This is a genomic window from Polynucleobacter nymphae, from assembly GCF_018882155.1.
Classification (GTDB): Bacteria; Pseudomonadota; Gammaproteobacteria; order Burkholderiales; family Burkholderiaceae; genus Polynucleobacter; species Polynucleobacter nymphae.
Map to the genome: position 1 here is coordinate 257,370 of NZ_JACVPA010000002.1, position 16,261 is coordinate 273,630.

At 46.4% G+C, this 16,261-nt stretch carries 12 protein-coding genes; 8 read left to right on the top strand and 4 right to left on the bottom strand.

The features are described from left to right. The first annotated feature begins 106 nt into the window (after positions 1 to 106). On the top strand, positions 107 to 784 hold the full coding sequence (gene leuE, locus ICN29_RS09800; protein WP_216132716.1) for a leucine efflux protein LeuE: 678 nt from the start codon (positions 107 to 109) through the stop codon (positions 782 to 784). Here the strand turns inward: leuE and ICN29_RS09805 are convergent, their stop codons facing one another. Beyond that, positions 785 to 2,182, bottom strand: coding sequence for an aldehyde dehydrogenase family protein (locus ICN29_RS09805; RefSeq protein ID WP_216132717.1), 1,398 nt, complete (start codon positions 2,180 to 2,182; stop codon positions 785 to 787). Positions 2,183 to 2,230: 48 nt separating this feature from the next. Here ICN29_RS09805 and msrA point away from each other — a divergent pair, with 48 nt between their 5' ends. Further along, entirely contained in the window at positions 2,231 to 2,803 is a 573-nt protein-coding gene (gene msrA / locus ICN29_RS09810; RefSeq protein WP_216132719.1) for a peptide-methionine (S)-S-oxide reductase MsrA, read from the top strand. On the opposite strand, the gene pdxH is transcribed toward msrA, so the two are convergent. Beyond that, entirely contained in the window at positions 2,800 to 3,435 is a 636-nt protein-coding gene (gene pdxH, locus ICN29_RS09815; protein ID WP_216132721.1) for a pyridoxamine 5'-phosphate oxidase, read from the bottom strand. The genes msrA and pdxH overlap by 4 nt on opposite strands. Before the next feature lie 22 nt (positions 3,436 to 3,457). Here pdxH and ICN29_RS09820 point away from each other — a divergent pair, with 22 nt between their 5' ends. From ICN29_RS09820 to ICN29_RS09845, 6 genes are all read left to right on the top strand, one after another. After that, the gene (locus ICN29_RS09820; protein ID WP_216132723.1) at positions 3,458 to 4,210 is read left to right on the top strand and encodes a tRNA threonylcarbamoyladenosine dehydratase; all 753 of its coding nucleotides are present in this window, start codon (positions 3,458 to 3,460) and stop codon (positions 4,208 to 4,210) included. 246 nt (positions 4,211 to 4,456) lie between these two features. Next, complete coding sequence (locus ICN29_RS09825) at positions 4,457 to 5,839, top strand: amino acid permease (RefSeq protein WP_216132725.1); 1,383 nt, start codon at positions 4,457 to 4,459, stop codon at positions 5,837 to 5,839. 12 nt (positions 5,840 to 5,851) lie between these two features. Then, positions 5,852 to 6,970 (top strand): alanine dehydrogenase, encoded by a 1,119-nt coding sequence (gene ald / locus ICN29_RS09830; protein ID WP_216132979.1) that lies wholly within the window; start codon positions 5,852 to 5,854, stop codon positions 6,968 to 6,970. 93 nt (positions 6,971 to 7,063) lie between these two features. After that, a complete protein-coding gene (locus tag ICN29_RS09835; protein WP_216132727.1) occupies positions 7,064 to 7,639 on the top strand; it encodes a TMEM165/GDT1 family protein in 576 nt (191 codons plus the stop codon). Between the two features lie 26 nt (positions 7,640 to 7,665). After that, positions 7,666 to 10,275: an aminopeptidase N gene (gene pepN, locus ICN29_RS09840; RefSeq protein ID WP_216132729.1), complete on the top strand. Its 2,610-nt coding sequence runs from the start codon at positions 7,666 to 7,668 to the stop codon at positions 10,273 to 10,275. Between the two features lie 66 nt (positions 10,276 to 10,341). Continuing rightward, the gene (locus ICN29_RS09845) at positions 10,342 to 11,340 is read left to right on the top strand and encodes a class 1 fructose-bisphosphatase (protein ID WP_216132980.1); all 999 of its coding nucleotides are present in this window, start codon (positions 10,342 to 10,344) and stop codon (positions 11,338 to 11,340) included. Here the strand turns inward: ICN29_RS09845 and cphA are convergent. Together cphA and ICN29_RS09855 are read right to left on the bottom strand one after the other, a co-directional pair. Continuing rightward, positions 11,337 to 13,907, bottom strand: a complete 2,571-nt coding sequence (cphA, locus tag ICN29_RS09850) for a cyanophycin synthetase (RefSeq protein WP_216132731.1) — start codon at positions 13,905 to 13,907, stop codon at positions 11,337 to 11,339. The genes ICN29_RS09845 and cphA overlap by 4 nt on opposite strands. Continuing rightward, positions 13,908 to 16,100, bottom strand: coding sequence for a cyanophycin synthetase (locus ICN29_RS09855; protein ID WP_216132733.1), 2,193 nt, complete (start codon positions 16,098 to 16,100; stop codon positions 13,908 to 13,910). It lies immediately after the preceding gene. Positions 16,101 to 16,261: the final 161 nt, after the last annotated feature.

The window sequence follows — 16,261 nt, forward strand, 5'->3', positions numbered from 1 at the left end:
AAATATAGCTGGGGGGCGATGAATCAAATTGCTTAAAAAAGCCTCTTATTATGACAGTTTGAGGGGGGTATTACAAGGGTTTTCCCGAATTAATTATGATGCAGAGATGGAATTTTTCTCATTAGACCTACTCAAGCCCTCAAATGCTGGAATTATTGATTTCACAAGCTATCTGCTCGGCACTCTATTCATCATCTTATTGCCAGGGCCCAACTCGCTTTATGTCTTAACAACTACGACTCAAAGAGGTTGGAAGTTAGGCGCTTGGAGTGCGCTAGGTATCTTTATTGGCGATTTAGTTTTGATGATCGCCGTTGCCTTGGGCGCGGCCTCATTGCTAACGTCATCACCGGTACTTTTTATGATTATCAGAACTCTGGGCGCCGCCTATTTAGCATTGATGGGAGTTGGCTTGCTGCGGAGTGGCCAACAGCGCTGGGTATCCGAGCCGCCCTCAGAATCTTATGAAATCCAAGCGCGCCTCATGCGATTACATCCATTGCTTGCAGCCCTTGTTCTATCGCTCACAAACCCCAAGGCAATCTTTTTCTTTATCGCCTTCTTTTCACAATTTATTCGTCCTGATTCTGTAAATCCTACATATACTTTTTTATACCTTGCCACGGTTTTACAGTTGATGAGCATGACCTATTTGGCGGCCTTAATTTGCGTAGGCCAATTGTTCTCAAAGTTTTTTGAGAATCATCCGCGTTGGGCTGCTAGCCTATGGATGCTAGCAGGGCTCTTATTTATCGGATTTGCTCTGCGCTTACTAATCGCCTGATTACTTGAGCCGCTTTAATAGGCGTTCTGTGTTCTTCTCATAGGGTGGACGTGCCGGCTTAGTACCCTTCAAAAGATTGCTACCCAGCAAGCCACGCACTTCCAGAATTGGCTTGTGGTGACTAAAGGTATCAAAGCCTGCCTTACCGTGATAAGCGCCAATACCACTGGCACCAATTCCACCGAATGGGAGTGCTTGGACTGCAGCATGTAATAAGGTGTCATTGATAGTGACACCACCAGAGCGGGTCTCTTCTAAAACACGCCGCAGATTCTTTTTATCTTTACCAAACCAGTAAAGCGCTAATGGATTAGGTCTGTTATTGACATAAGTAATGGCTGCAGCGGTATCTGCAATCGTCACTATTGGAAGAATCGGCCCAAAGATTTCTTCATGCAGCACACGAGCCTGAGGTGACACATCAATTAATGCAACAGGTTCAAACCTTCTTGCGCCAGCAGATGGATTATTTAGCAAAGGAATGACTTTTGCGCCACGGTCTACCGCATCGCTTACCAGGTGCTGCCAATATTGCAGCTGATCATCATCAATCGGGCCAGTCAGCTCTTCAGGATTGCTAAATTGGGATTGAGCAGCAGTTTGAAGTTCTCTAACAAAAGCGTCTTGATTGCCTGATGTAATCAAAACATAATCTGGAGCAATGCAGGTTTGACCACCATTGAGTAATTTGCCATAAATAATGGCAGCTGCCGCTTCCTGAAGTTTGGCTGTGGAATCGATGATGGCTGGTGTTTTACCGCCAAGCTCTAGCGTCACAGGAGTCAGGTTTTCAGCAGCAGCACGCATCACTTTTTTGCCAACAGCTTCTGATCCAGTAAACAGGAGATGATTAAATGGCAATGCAGCAAACTGTTCTGCAACTTCAATGCTACCAGCGGTGACACAAAATTCGCTGGGGTGAAAATATTCTTGAATCAAGCCTGCTAAGAATCCAGAGGTACGAGAGCACCGCTCAGAAGGCTTTAGCCAAACACGATTACCGGCAGCTAGGGCAGCAATTGCAGGAACGAGTGCTAATTGAATTGGGTAATTCCAGGGGCTCATAATTCCAATAACCCCAATCGATTGACTTTCAACCCACGCTTCTGAAGATCCCATGTATGAGGGGGTTTCCATCTGTACAGGCTTCATCCACTCCTTAAGATATTTGGCAGTGTACTGACAGGCCTGATACACCATTTGAAATTCTGCAAGGTGGGTTTCAATCGGATGGCGTATTCCAAAATCGGCTGCCAACACTTTACAGATTTTTTCTTCATTAGCCTTAATCATCTTTTTGATTCGACCAATGCGCTCCAATCTCACTTCAAGAGTAGGGTTGGGTTCAGCCGCATAGGCCGCCTTGATTTCATCAAGCTGGATCGTGAAGCGATTCATAGTTTTTAATAGTTGGCAAAGATAGGAATAAGGCATTAGGATAAAGCCATGAACGAAACTCTTGATAAAAATCAGCCCCTACTAGAGCAGGCCACCTTGGGTGGTGGATGTTTTTGGTGTCTTGAAGCGGTATACCAGCAAATTACCGGGGTTAAATCGGTTGTTTCTGGCTATGCCGGTGGCCCCCAGCCTAACCCTACTTATGAAGCAGTTTGCACTGGGGTTACTGGGCATGCTGAAATTGTGGACATCATGTTTGATCCACAAGTAATTTCATTTAGAGATTTATTAGAAATTTTCTTTGTGATTCATGATCCCACCACATTGAACTATCAAGGAAATGATCACGGCACACAATATCGATCAGTCATTTTTACGCATAGCGATGAACAAAATAAGATTGCCCATGAGGTTGTTAAAGAGTTGGAAGAGTCGAGAATTTATTCCAGCCCAGTAGTGACGCAAATTGATGCAGCACCAACGATTTTCCCGGCTGAGGACTATCACCAGAATTACTTTGTGCAAAATCCCAATCAAGGTTATTGCAGGGCAGTGGTTGCACCTAAATTATCAAAGTTCAGAGCGAAATTTAAAGCGCTCATATCACCGCACTACTCCTAGGGAGCAAGGCGGTTTACACGCCAAGTGGATTCATCTAACTTGTAATGGATACGATCATGCAGTCTGGAGGGTCGACCTTGCCAGAATTCCATTTCAGTAGGGCGTAGGCGGTAACCGCCCCAATGCTCAGGACGAGGCGGCGCATCTCCGAATTCTGCTTTGAAGCGTTTCTCAGCTTCTTCTAAAAATTCACGATTCGGAATAGCTGAACTTTGTGGTGAAGCCCAAGCACCAATTCGTGATGCAGAAGGGCGAGAGTGGAAGTATTCATCACTTTCAGCGACACTCACTCGTTCGACAAGCCCCTGAATGCGAACTTGGCGCTCTAGCTCATGCCAATGAAAAAGGAGGGCTGCTTGCGGACGGACTGCTAAATCTTTACCTTTTTGGCTTTCGTAGTTAGTGAAAAAGGTAAAGCCGTCTTGATCGGCGCCTTTTAGTAAGACAATACGAGCTGATGGATTTCCGTCTTTATCGGCAGTGGCTAAAGTCATGGAATTGGGTTCGGGACACTCGGCTCTTACCGCCTGGTCAAACCAGAGCTTAAAAAGAGGCAATGGATTGCCCGGAACATCAGTTTCAGAAAGCTGACCAAAGGTATAGTTTTTGCGAAGTTGAGCAATGGAGTCCATTTATTCAGTATAAAGAGAAGCTATGGCAGAAGACAAGGTAGCAGAAAGCATCGAAGATCGTCGTTTTGGCGGGGTCGCAAGACTCTATGGACCAGAGCTGCGTGAGCGCTTTCACAATGCCACAGTCGTGGTTGCGGGCTTGGGTGGGGTCGGCTCTTGGGCGGCTGAGGCATTAGCCCGCACCGGTATTGGACATCTCGTCTTAGTCGACTTTGATCACATTACAGAGAGCAACACCAATCGCCAGATCCATGCTTTAGAAGGGCAGTACGGTAAAGCTAAAGTGGAGGCTATGACACAGCGGATTTTGCAAATTAATCCTGAGATTACATTAACACCCTGCGATGAATTTCTAACGCCAGACAATTTAGATGTGCTAATACCAACAGAAGCTTTGGTATTAGATGCTACAGATTCAGTGCAAACCAAAATTGCTTTATCAGTATGGGCAACTACAAATAATCGTGCACTAGTCATGTGTGGCGCAGCAGGTGGTAAAACGGACCCTACTTCTGTACGTTGTGATGATCTCTCTCGTACCGAGCAAGATGCCTTATTAGCAAAGGTACGCCAAGGACTGAGACAAGATCACGGCTTTTCCAGAAATCTCAAGAAAAAAATTGGGGTTCGCGCTATTTATTCTCACGAACCACGTGCTGGCACAGCCAGTGGTGGTCTGGCTTGTACTGGTTACGGCTCCACAGTCATGGTAACTGCGGCCTGTGGTCTTGCCGCCGCCGCTGAGATTCTCAATCTGATTGCGGTGCAAGCCTAATTTTTGCTGTATTGGCAATAAATCCTTAAGGGGATTCCCTGTAGGAAGTTTCTGATTCTTGTGCAGTCAGAAATATTTTTGAGATCACAGCAGTCTTGATTTAAAAGACATTTTATTTATAGGTGATCTACTTTTTATACCTTTAATCACTTTAGGTATTTTTATCCCCTAGTAGATCTGCTCAGCACTCCCTAGACTTTGCCTCGTTGGTAAATGGGCCAACGACAAACCGAAAGGAGGTCTCTTTTGCAGACTGAACACACTGGCTTAAAACGCCATCTCAAAGTAAGACACATTCGCTTGATGGCTTTGGGCTCAACGATTGGGGTTGGGTTATTTCTAGGATCAGCAAGCGCGATCAAACTTGCCGGACCATCCATTCTCTTGGGTTATTTGTTAGCAGGGATCGTTGCCTTCATTGTGCTGCGTGCTCTGGGTGAAATGGCGGTGCACGAACCTGTAGCGGGCTCATTTGCGGCCTATGCGAATAGTTATGTAAGTCCATTGGCAGGCTATATGGTCGGCTGGGGTTATTGGACCTATTGGGTTGTAGTGGGTATTGCCGAAGTGACTGCTGTGGGAATTTATATGGGAATTTGGTTTCCAGAAATGCCGCAGTGGATCTGGGCACTATCTTCCATAGTGATGATGGGTTTAATTAATCTGATTGCCGTCAAAGTCTTTGGCGAGTTTGAATTTTGGTTTGCGCTGATCAAAGTGGTGGCGATTATTGCGATGATTGCGCTTGGTGGATCAGTAATCCTATTTGGCTTTACCAATGATTGGCAACCCATTGGCTTAAGTAATCTGTGGCAGCACGGCGGCTTCTTCCCAAACGGAATTAGTGGCATGCTGCTCTCACTGCAGATGGTCTTATTTGCTTATGTTGGCATTGAGATGATTGGTTTGTCTGCTGGCGAGGCTGAGAATCCAAAGAAAACAATCCCAATGGCGATTGATTCATTGGCATGGCGCATCTTGATTTTCTATATGGGTGCGATCTTGGTTATTTTGGCGATCTTCCCTTGGAATGAAGTAGGTCAGCAGGGCAGTCCTTTTGTGGTCATGTTTGAGCGTATCGGTTTGCGTGAAGCGGCTGGCTTAATTAACTTTGTCGTGATTACCGCAGCGCTCTCATCTTGTAACGCGGGGATCTTTAGTGGGGGCCGACTCTTGTATTCCCTCTCAAATAATGGCTATGCACCAGCATCATTTTCAACACTATCCAAGTACGGTGTTCCTCATCGTGCGGTCATCGCTACTGTTGCGGTCTCTATGACAGGCGTTGTCTTGAACTATTTTGTGCCAGATAAAGCGTTCCATTACATCATGGCTGCAGTCACCTTTATTGGGCTAATGGTTTGGATTGCAATTTTGTTTACGCAAATCAAATTCCGCCGCTCATTAACTCAAGTCCAAGTAGCCGAGCTTGCCTATCGCACGCCTTGGTATCCGTATTCCTCGTGGTTTGCTTTGGCATTCATCTTTTTAGTAGTTGTACTGATGGGTTTTCATGAGGATGCACGGATCGCTTTGATATTGGGGCCGTGTTTATTGGCGGTGTTTCTAGTGATGTTTTATATCGTTGGTTTGCACCATAAAACAAAAAATAATCGTGAATTTAAATAATAGGAGATGACGATGATTATTGGCGTACCTCAAGAAGTAAAAAATAATGAGTTCCGGGTGGGATTAACCCCTGGCAACGTTAGGGGCCTTTGCAGGCAAGGCCATACGGTTCTGATTCAACGAGGAGCAGGAGAGCAAATTGGCCTGACGGATGAGTCTTATCGAATCGCGGGCGCCTCACTCGTTGATAGCGCTGCAGAAGTTTTTCATAAGGCTGAGATGATTGTGAAAGTGAAAGAGCCGCAAGCACAAGAATGCGCAATGCTCCGTGAAGATCAGATCTTGTTTACTTATCTACATTTAGCCCCTGATCCAAAACAGACTAAAGCATTAATTGATTCTGGTGCTACTTGCATTGCCTATGAGACGGTAACAGCCATGAGCGGGGCATTACCGCTGTTAGCTCCGATGAGTGAGGTGGCTGGTCGGATGTCAATTCAGGCAGCTGCATCTCATTTAGAAAAGACGCATGGTGGTTTAGGCGTTCTGATGGCAGGGGTCCCAGGTGTTTCACCCGCTAAGATTGTCATTCTGGGTGGTGGGGTGGTGGGCCGCAATGCCCTACAAATGGCAGTAGGGATAGGTGCTGATGTCTGCATCTTTGATCGTGATATTGATCGCTTACGTCAGATCGACATGTTGTACGGCAACCGAGTGCGTACTTTTTATTCTGACAATCTATTGATTGAGCAGCAGATCTGTGAAGCAGATGTTGTCATTGGAGCAGTTCTTTTACCTGGTGGTACTGCACCAAAGTTAGTTACACATGAGATGGTCAAAAAGATGAAGTCGGGTTCGGTAGTGGTCGATGTAGCCATTGACCAAGGCGGATGCTTTGAAACTTCCAGACCTACTACGCACACTGACCCTACATTCTTGGTAGATGATGTACTGCATTACTGTGTTGCCAATATGCCTGGTGCTGTTGCTAGAACATCTACCTTTGCCTTAACGAATGCGACTTATCCATTTGTGGAGGCCCTAGCTAATCGAGGGCTGATAGATGCTTTATCGATTGATCATCACTTACGCAATGGTTTGAGTGTGCATAAAGGGTTATTGACATCTAAACCAGTTGCTCAAGCTCAGGGACTAGATTTTTCCTGTGCAGAGGAGCTTCTGAAGATCTAGCTCTTTGTGAGCGTTGTGTGAGAATAGTGCCTTGGGGGATCTAAAGTTCCTCATCGCACTATTTAATCGGCACCTTACTAGGCTAAAACTTTCATGGACCTTTCTGCTCTAACTCTCTCTGCAGGGGTTGTTGCATTAGCAGAGATGGGTGATAAAACCCAACTACTTTCTTTGATGTTAGCTGCTCGCTACCCTAAACAAGCTTTGGCCATTATTGCTGGAATATTCATCGCCACCATTGCTAACCATGCTTGTGCTGCCTTGCTGGGTCATTGGTTAACAAGCCTAGTTTCTCCAGATGTCATGCGCTGGATTTTGGGTTTGAGCTTCTTAGGAATCGGGCTATGGCTTTTAGTCCCCGATCATATTGATGATGCGGCCGGATCAAAGGTTGCTGATCGAGCATGGCAAGTATTTCTGCTGACGGTAGGACTATTCTTTTTGGCGGAGATGGGCGATAAGACCCAAATTGCGACGATTGCCTTAGGTGCACGTTATGAAGATGTATTCTCTGTAACGCTTGGCACCACATTGGGGATGATGTTGGCTAACGCCCCCGCAGTCTGGGTTGGTCAAAAATTCACAAAGCGTATGCCGATTAAGTGGGTGCATGCTGTGGCTGCGGTCACCTTCATCGCGATTGGGATCGCTACCCTGATCTGGAGCTAGTTTTGGCCAAGGCTTAAAATAAAGCTATGAAAACTGATCTGCCGCAGAGCTTTCGTCGGCTCGAATATCGCCCCCCTATTTATACCTTTGATCAAGTAGAGCTTGATATTGCTTTAGATCCCGCACGGACAATTGTGAAAAGTCGGATTGAGGTTTTGCCAGGCAAGAGCTTTGAGGCCGGGGCACCATTAGTTTTAGTGGGTCAAGAATTAGAGTTTGTGAGTTTACGGATTAATGGTGAGGCCCATCGTCACTTTGAACTCACTCCCGACTTTCTGACAATTCATTCTTTACCAAACGAGGGTAAAGAAAAATTCATCGTTGAAATTATTTGCATTTGCATGCCAGCAAAAAATACTTCCCTGATGGGTTTGTATGTCTCTAATGGAAACTTCTTTACTCAATGTGAGTCTGAGGGCTTCAGAAAAATCACCTATTTCTTGGATCGCCCTGATGTGATGGCACGTTACCGCGTGACCTTACGAGCACGTGAAGCAGAATATCCAGTCCTTTTATCTAATGGCAACTTATTAAATACTGAAAAACTACCAAACGGCTGGCACAGTGCTATTTGGGAAGATCCGTTTCCAAAGCCATCCTATTTATTTGCCTTGGTAGCTGGCAAGTTGGAATGTATAGAGGAAACGATCACTACTAGTAGTGGTGCTAAGAAGTTATTGCAGATCTGGGTAGAGCCTCATGATCTGAAGAAAACCCGTCATGCCATGGATTCCTTAATTGCTTCGATTCATTGGGATGAAAAACGTTTTGGTCTGGAGCTAGATTTAGAGCGCTTCATGATTGTGGCAGTAGGTGATTTCAATATGGGTGCTATGGAGAACAAAGGTTTGAATATTTTCAATACCAAGTTTGTCTTGGCCCAGCCAGAAACTGCCACCGATGCCGACTTTGCCAATATTGAGAGCGTAGTTGCACATGAGTATTTTCACAACTGGACCGGCAACCGAGTAACTTGCCAAGATTGGTTCCAGTTATCCCTGAAAGAGGGTTTGACTGTATTTAGAGACCAAGAGTTTTCGGCCGATCAAATGGGTAGTGAATCTGGTAGAGCAGTGAAGCGAATTGAGGATGTCCGTTTACTTCGCCAACTACAGTTCCCCGAAGATGCAGGTCCGATGGCCCACCCCATTCGTCCTGACGAGTATCAAGAGATTAGCAACTTCTACACGGTGACTGTGTATGAGAAGGGCTCTGAGGTAGTTCGGATGTATCAAACCCTGCTAGGTAAAGAGGGCTTCCGCAAGGGCATGGATTTGTATTTCAAGCGTCATGATGGCCAAGCAGTGACTTGTGATGATTTCTTAATGGCAATGGCCGATGCCAACGGTAGAGATCTTACCCAGTTCAGAAATTGGTACAGCCAAGCCGGAACCCCTAGGGCAAAAGTGCAAGAGCATTACGATGCAGCAAAAAAACAATATCAGATCACGCTGACACAAAGCTGCGCGCCAAGCCCAGGTCAGCTTGAGAAGAAACCCTTTCATATTCCACTAAAGATGCGCTTGATTACTAAGGGCAATGATCAAGCAGAACAATTATTGGAGTTAATGCAAGCAAGTCAAACCTGGACTTTTGACAATATTGATGAGCGTCCGGTACTTTCGATCAACCGGGATTTCTCAGCTCCGATTAATTTAGACTTCGAGCAAAGCGAAGCAGATCTCCTGACCCTGTTCTCAAGTGACGATGATCCCTTTAATCGCTGGGAAGCTGGTCAGAAGTTGACGATGCAAATGATTTTGAATCATCGTTTGCCTGATGCCAAACTTATTGATGCCTATCGGAATCTTTTAATGGACCCTAAGCTAGATCCAGCTTTCAAAGAGCTAGCCCTAACACTACCTGCGGAGTCATATCTGTATGAGCAATGTACTAGCGTAGACCCACAGAAAATCTTTACCGCACGCCGGGCATTCCGCAGAGAAATTGCTAAGCAGTTGCCATTAGAGTGGGCTGCTTTGTACCAACAAATGCAAACACCTGGAACGTTTAAGTCAGATGCCGTAGCTGCAGGCAAACGCGCTCTCAAAAACCTTTCACTAAGTATGTTGCTTGAAGCCAATACTGCTGTTTGGGCGCCGATGGCAGTCAATCAATACCGGATTGCCGATAATATGACGGATCGTTATGCTGCATTAGCTGGATTGGTGATTCATGGCGCCAAGGAAGCAACAGATTGTTTAATTGATTTCTATGAACGCTTTACAAGCGATGCGCTAGTGATTGATAAATGGTTTGGATTGCAATCGAGTCGCCCACCAGTAGATGGCCGTGATTCAACTTTGAGCGAAGTGAAGAAACTACGTGAGCATCCAGCATTTAAAATGAATAACCCTAATAGAGTAAGAAGCGTCATTCATGCTTTCTGCTCCAACAATCCAGCAAGTTTTCATCAGGCGGATGGCAGTGGCTATGAATTTTGGGCCGATAGTGTTCTGGCTCTAGACCCGATCAACCCCCAGGTGGCAGCACGTTTAGCCAGGGCGCTAGATCGCTGGTGCCTATTTGCCCAGCCCTATCAAGGCAAGATGAAATCGGCTTTGGAGCGCGTGGCAGCCTGCCAAACCCTCTCCCCAGATGCTCGGGAAGTAATAGGTAAGGCACTGGGTAACTAGTCTTTTTGATAACAAGGCAAAATAGAGTCTTAAAGAACTTCATTGGTCACAACCGGAGAAACACTTTTGTCCTCAAGCATCAATACCAATTTCAAGCAGTATTTAATTAGCGCTAAACCGAAGGGTGCTGCGATACCTGCGGGTCTGCAAGATTTATTGCTCGCGGTTGTTAATACATGCTCCACCTTAAGCCATGAAGTAGCGCAGGGAGCTTTGATTGGTTTGTTAGGTTCTGCTGGCAGCGGTAATGTGCAGGGCGAAGTTCAGCAGAAGCTTGACATCATTGCGAATGATCAATTGATGGATGGCGTGAAAGAATGTAAATCTCTCGCAGGCCTTGCTTCAGAAGAAATGGAATTGCCTGTAGCAGTGCAAGGCACTGGCGACTACCTTCTCTTGTTTGATCCACTGGATGGCTCATCTAACATCGATGTGAATGTATCTATCGGTACTATTTTTTCAATACTCAAGAAGCAAGATCCTAGCGCACCACTGCAAACATCAGATTTTCTATTATCAGGTCGTCACCAAGTAGCGGCTGGCTATGTGGTGTATGGTCCCCAAACAACCATGGCGCTTACTTTGGGTGATGGCGTAGTGATGTTCACTCTAAATAAAGAGACTAGTGAGTTCTTATTAATCAAAGATGCTGTGACTATCTCGCCTGCCACTAAAGAGTTTGCGATCAATATGTCCAATATGCGTCATTGGGCTGACCCGGTGCGCCGTTACGTGGAAGAGTGCTTAGCTGGTACTACTGGTACTCGTGACAAAGACTTTAATATGCGCTGGATTGCATCAATGGTGGCCGATGTTCATAGAGTGTTATCCCGTGGCGGAGTATTTATGTATCCCTGGGATAAGCGTGACCCAAAGAAGGCGGGGAAGTTGCGCTTGATGTATGAGGCAAATCCAATGAGCTTCTTGGTCGAGCAGGCCGGTGGTGCGTCGATTAATGGCACTCAGACCATTATGGATCTTCAGCCAACTGAATTGCATGAGCGCGTCTCAGTCATGCTGGGATCTAAAGAAGAGATTGAACGACTAAAGCAATACCACTCTTAGGGCTTCACTTTTTCTTTGAGGTAGGCAAGCGACTCTTCGACTTGATCGATCAGAATAAGACAGATATCGCCAGCGGAGATGTCGTTTAGAGCAGTATCAATCGCCTTGAACTCCCCATGAATTTCCTTCACTTGCTTAGCTTTGGTTGCGCCTACTAAACCTTCTTGCAAAAGCTTAAGCACTTCACCATCTTCACGCCCACGTTGGCAAGCATCTTGATACAAGATGACATTGTCAAATGAGTTGCCAAGAACACGAGTGAGATCACGAATATCCTCGTCACGCCGATCGCCAGCACCGCTAATCACAACATGGCTCTTTTTAGGCTTCATGGCTTGAATGGCACTTGCTAGGGCGCGCATTGCATCTGGATTATGCCCATAGTCAGCAATCACAGTTGCGCCATTGTGCTGGAACTGATTAAAGCGACCCGGTACAGAGTTGGCATCGCTCTCAAAACTATTGAGGCCACGCGCAATTTTCTCTGCATCTAAGCCGAGCGCCCAGGCTGCACCGATTGCAGCCATGGCATTTTCTACCTGGAAACCAAGTACGCCACTTTGGGTGAGTGGAATTTCGCTAACAGGAAACCGGTACATAACACGCGACCCTTTTGAGGCAACAATGTAAGTGCCATCAAAAAAGATCACTTTCTTGTTTTTAGCACGGTGTGCAGCAATGACTGGATGGTGCTGGTTCTGTGCAAAGAAGATGACGCGACCGGAGCATTTGTCTCCCATCTTTGCTACCATAGGGTCAGCAGCATTCAGGACAGCAGCGCCAGTTGGCACTACGTTTTGTACGATAACCCGTTTGAGAATGACTAAATCCTCAACACTAGTGATGTAGTTCAAACCGAGGTGATCGCCTTCACCAATATTGGTCACTACAGCCACTTCGCAGCGATCAAAACCAAGTCCTTCACGCAACATACCACCACGGGCAGTTTCCAATACGGCCGCATCGACATCTGGATGCATCAATACGTTACGTGCGCTCTTGGGCCCACTGCAATCGCCAGAGTCAATTAAGCGATGATTGACATAAACACCATCAGTCGTAGTCATGCCAACACGCAGACCAGTTTCATTTAATAGATGAGCAATTAAACGGACAGTAGTTGTTTTGCCATTAGTGCCAGTGACTGCAACAACTGGAATACGACCATCTTCACCAGCAGGAAATAAGGTATTAATAATGTCTTCGCCAACAGGACGGCTCTTGCCATAAGATGGCTTGAGGTGCATGCGTAAGCCAGGTGCGGCATTCACTTCCACAATTCCGCCGCCTTGCTGCTCTAGGGGCTTGTAGATTGCCTCACACAAGATGTCTACACCAGCAATATCAAGGCCAATCATTTGCGCAGCAGCGATTGCGCTAGCGGCTACATCTGGATGGACATCATCAGTGACATCAGTAGCCGTTCCACCAGTGCTCAAGTTTGCATTGTTGCGAAGTAAGATGCGTTCACCGATTTTAGGGGTGAACTGAGGGTTGAGCCCGCTGCTGGCTAAGTGCGCCAGGGCAATGTCATCAAGTCGTATTTTAGTCAGCGCTGTGGCATGTCCATCGCCACGCAAGGGATTCTTATTTTCGATGTCAATCAGCTCGGCTATCGTATGCGTGCCATCACCAACAATCTGAGCCGGTTCACGACGTGCTGCAGCAGAGAGGCGATTACCAACTACCAGTAAGCGATAGTCAGCTCCAGGAAGGTAGCGCTCAACAATGGTATCTCTACCAAAGCCTTGAGTTACTTCAAAGCCGGCGCGGATATCTTCTTCAGTTTGAATATTGGCAACAACCCCTTTACCTTGATTTCCATCTTTGGGTTTGAGAACAATTGGGCCGCCAATTTTTTGTGCAGCACGCCAAGCATCATCAGCAGTAGTTACAACTTCGCCAACCGGTACTGACACGCCAGCAGCAGCAAGAAGGTTCTTGGTTAATTCTTTATCTTGGGCAATTGCCTCGGCAATTGCGCTAGTGTCACTAGTTTCAGCTGCTTGAATGCGCTTTTGTTTGCTACCCCAACCAAACTGCACCATACTGCCTTCGGTCATACGACGGTAAGGAATATTGCGCTGTACGGCAGCATCAACAATAGAGCCAGTGCTAGGACCAAGACGCACGTCCTCATACAAGGCCTCTAGTTCAGAGAGAGCGGCAGCCAGATCAAAAGGCGCATCGTTTAATGTCGCTTGAATAAGGGCAAAGGCAAAATCAAAGGCCATGCGTCCAACAACCTCTTCGGTATATTCCACGACAACTTGGTAAACACCAACATCAATGGTTTGCACTGCGCGACTAAAGGTAACAGGACAGCCAGCCTGTGCTTGCAAACCGAGTGCGGCATGTTCTAAAGCATGGGCTAAAGAAAGTACTTCATTTTGGCCGCCGCGGCGCATGCTACCTAATTGCGGAAAGCGTTCGCGAATCTTGCTTTCAAATTGGGGGATAGAGTCGATTGAGCGTTCCGACGCTTCACAAGAAACAATCGCTTCTAAAGCAGTGTGGCGACTCCATAAATTCGGGCCACGCAACATGCGGATACGGGTGATTTCCAATTAAGCCCCTATCGCAGTGGTAAGGTCTGGTGCAAATGTTTCTGCGCCAGCTTCAATAACATTAAATGGAATGTCTAAAGCCCAAGCTACAGCAATCGCTGCACCTAGATTCATACCTTTCCATGGGGCGCTAGAGTCTGGTTCAGAGTGACGTGGCACGGGAATCGATTTCTGATCCAGTTTGCCAGACTTGAGAGTGATTTGTTGTTTACCAACGAGAACTACACGACCACCATTTTGCAGATGGGTTTTGACGACTTCAGAATTTGGGTCCTCACTGAAGAAGATGATTTGACCATCACAGAGCTCTGCCATCTGAACACACATTGGGTCATCTGCGTTGAGAACTCCAATGCCAGTTGGGAGTACGACATCAATCTGGGTACGCACGACGCTAAAGACTTGTTCTTCATCATAGATTGCGTATTGAGGAAAATTCGCTTTGGGATCTACATTGAGAACGACCCCAACTTGGCAGCGATCGTAAGCCAAACCTTCAATTAGCATTGAGAGGTGATTGTTTTCAATCACGACTGCCTCTACTGCACGGTTTAATAAAGTGCGACGCGCATTTTCCCAATTAGATGCATTGGTATTGGGAATTGCACGATTACCAAAGAACAAGCCTTTACTGCATGAGAGGCCAACATAGGCATTGGTCAGGCGCAAGAAGTGCGCAATCATTTCTGCAACAGGCGTTTTGCCATGTTCACCGCAAATGCCTACAACGGGAATACGAAAATCTGTATCAGGGGGAAAGAGGTGGTTAGCAATCTCCTTACCAACGGGTTGGGGTTTGCCGCTAGCTGGCTTTAAATGCATCAAAAGACCAGGGCCAGCATTGACTTCCACAATGGCAGCATTTTGTTCCGCCAGTGGGCGACTAATGTCTTGCGCAACCAAATCAACGCCAGCAATCTCAAGACCAACTACGCGTGCAGCCAAGGCTACCTGGTAGGCAACATCTGGATGAACTAAATCGGTTACGTCAAAAGCAACGTTGCCATTGCTCTGAATAAGTACTTTTTGATCTGAGGTAGGAATACTATCTCCAGTCAGTTGTTGACGTGCGAGCTCTAATTCAACAGCTGAGTCAATGCGAACAGGATTCAGCGGACATTCTTCTGCAGTACCACGACGGGGATCAGAATTAATCTGAATCTGAATGAGTTCGTGAACCGTATGCTTACCATCGCCAGTAACCCAAACAGTTTCACCTTTAGCCGCAGCAACTACTTTATTACCAACTACCAGTAAGCGGTGCTCATCACCAACAATATGACGCTCAACCAGTACTTCGCTGCCTTCACCAATGGCTACTGCATAAGCAGCTTCAATTTCTTGTTGGGTATATAAGTTAATAAAAACGCCACGACCGTGATTACCATCGATGGGTTTTATAACTACCGGTAGGCCAATATCTTGGGCGGCTTCCCAAGCATCATCAGCACTAGTAACGGTTCTGCCTTCAGGGGTGGGTACGCCAGCACTCCGTAGCAAGCTCTTAGTCAAATCTTTATCTCTAGAAATCGTTTCAGCAATGGCGCTGGTTTGATCTGTTTCTGCAGTCCAGATACGGCGTTGTTTGGCGCCATAGCCTAATTGGACTAAGTTACCTTCAGATAAGCGGATTGACGGAATGCCACGCTCTTCAGCTGCATTCACAATGCATGCTGTGCTTGGGCCAAGCAAAAGATCATCACCAAGATCACGCAGATCTTCAATGATGGTTTGCACCTGTACAACGCAGTCTTTGTTATCTTGTACTAAACCTAAGTACAGTTCACGCGCATATTTGAGGGCAGTCAGTGTGACTTCTTCGTTGATGGCACTCACCATCACTTTGTAAACTCCACGGCGATCACCATCACGTGCCTTGCCAAAGCCACCAGGAATGCCGGCTAAATTTTGTAGCTCAAGCGTGAGATGTTCCAGAATGTGAGCAGGCCATGTACCTTCTTTAACCCTCATCAGAAAGCCGCCAGTTTCCCCAATGCTGCAACGATGCTCCACAAGGCTAGGTAAGGCCTCAACCAAACGGTCATAAAAGCCCGGGATTAAATTAGAGGGGTAGTCTTCTAGATCGCCAATATCAAGCCAAACCTCAATAACCGGATGGTAGGTCCACATATTGGGGCCACGGAGATGCTTGACGCTGAGGATCTCGATGGATTTATCTAGTAATTGGGGCATGTATAGGGTGTTGCGAGTCCATAGGCCAAGGTTTGGCTATGACGCGTTAGACAGTCTCTCTGTTTCTATTTTTTATTCAAAACTCACAAAATTAGCAAAAATACATAAAAAGGCCTGCTTCGGTAATTAAACGCTTTTTATAGCTCTAAAGTTGACAGGAG